Below are 1768 nucleotides of genomic sequence, written 5' to 3'. Positions count from 1 at the left end.
GCCGGCTCTGCCAACCGAAGCCGGAATCAACATGCCCAAAATGGACATTGGCACCAACGAGCAGACCGAAGAATGCTCCCTAAACAATCTGTAAATACTGTCTCAAATAGTTTGACACGCTCCGGACCTCATCAAGGCAACGCAGCCTATTGTCATCGTGGACGAACCCCAAAGCGTGGATGGCGGCCTGTCCGGCGCGGGCAAGACTGCATTGGATGCGATGAATCCGCTGTGCACGTTGCGATATTCGGCTACCCACGCCGACAAACACCACATGGTATTTCGGCTCGATGCATTGGATGCCTATGAACGCAAGCTGGTCAAGCAAATCGAGGTGGCAGCGGCCACCATCGAAGACGCACACAACAAAGCCTTCGTTCGGTTGATTTCCGTCAACAACAAGCGCGGCAGTCACGGCAGCATCAGCGCGAAGGTTGAGTTGGATGTCAAGACAGCGACAGGCGTGAAACGACAGGAAGTGTCCGTAAGCGACGGCGACGATCTACAGCAAACTGCCAAGCGAGACATTTATGCCGACTTTCGCGTGGGCGAAATTAGCACCGCAAAGGGAAATGAGTTTCTGGAACTGCGTTACCCCGGGGGCGAAGCTTTCCTGGCTGTGGGCCAGGCCTATGGCGATGTTGACGCTTTGGCCGTGCAGCGCGAGATGATCCGTCGCACGATTCGGGAGCACCTGGAGAAGGAGAAGGTGCTTGGCCCCAAAGGCATTAAGGTGCTGTCGCTGTTCTTTATTGACGCTGTGGGGCGCTACCGACAGTACGATTCAGAGGGCAATTCAATTAAAGGCGACTACGCTCGAATTTTCGAGGAAGAGTATCGACGTGCGGCGAAGTCACCGGCCTATCAGAGCCTTTTCGCCGAGATCGACCTGGAGCACGGTGCCGAAGATGTGCACAACGGCTACTTCTCCATGGACAAAAAGGGTGGCTGGTCAGACACTGCCGAGAATAACGCTGGCAACCGTGACAACGCCCCCCTGTGTCAGACTACTTGTCGGGTGTGTTTTTGAACAAAGTATGTCGTGATCTTGAGCGTTGTAGTGGGGTTTTTAGGGTTCGTTCTTGTGCTGTACTTTTGACATCGTTTCCGGGAGCGGGGGACTGGTGTTACGGGTGAAGCGCAGCGGAACCCGTTCCCTCAAGACGTCAAGGTTGTGGCTTTTTGTTCGAGCAGGACGACTTCGATGCTTGGCCCACGGCCGGCGCCGGGACTAGTTTTCGCCTCTAATTTTCAATCTATAGAGGCACCAATGTCATCAAAGTATCCCGAAGCATTTATCGAACAAGCCCTGGTCAAAGTGTATTCACGAGGCCACCGGTCGGTCAAGTCGGTCGCGGAAGACCTGAATGTGAATCAGCACACGCTAAAATATTGGATGAAGAATAAAATTGTGAGCAATAAGGACGCGCCAACAGCGCGCGAGAAGCGCCCTCAGGACTGGACTGCTGCAGAACAGTTCGCCGCACTGAAGGCCCCCCATGGCTTGCCCGACGAGGCCTTGCAGGCATGGTGCCGCGAGCACGGCATATTTCCCCATCACCTGACCAGCTGGGAGGCCGCTTTCTGCGCAGAAGTAAAAGAGCCCGCATCGGGCGTGCGCGAAGTGCGTACTTTGAAGGACAAGGTCGCCAAACTCGAGCGCGAGATTGTACGCAAAAATGGCGCGTTGGCGGAGGCGGCCGCGTTGCTGATCCTGCAAAAAAAGTTCCGCGCGCTGTGGGAGGACGAGGCGTGATGACCGACCTCC

General features: G+C 55.5%; 1 protein-coding gene and 1 pseudogene. Both read left to right on the top strand.

Annotation, left to right across the window (positions count from 1 at the left end; genetic code table 11):
- Positions 1-124 precede the first annotated feature (124 nt).
- Positions 125-994 (top strand): annotated as a pseudogene (locus F1735_RS33365) (restriction endonuclease subunit R); the annotation flags it as partial.
- 276 nt (positions 995-1270) lie between these two features.
- A complete protein-coding gene (locus F1735_RS33360; RefSeq protein WP_167241277.1) occupies positions 1271-1756 on the top strand; it encodes a transposase in 486 nt (161 codons plus the stop codon).
- Positions 1757-1768 lie beyond the last annotated feature (12 nt).

Origin of the sequence: Massilia genomosp. 1 (assembly GCF_011682185.1) — a bacterium.
GTDB lineage: Bacteria > Pseudomonadota > Gammaproteobacteria > Burkholderiales > Burkholderiaceae_D > Telluria_A > Telluria_A rubra.
This window is presented reverse-complemented; position numbering and strand designations above follow the sequence as displayed.

Bases quoted from the DNA above. Each gene is read 5' to 3' on its own strand.
- F1735_RS33360 (WP_167241277.1), top strand. From the start codon at position 1,271: ATGTCATCAAAGTATCCCGAAGCATTTATCGAACAAGCCCTGGTCAAA.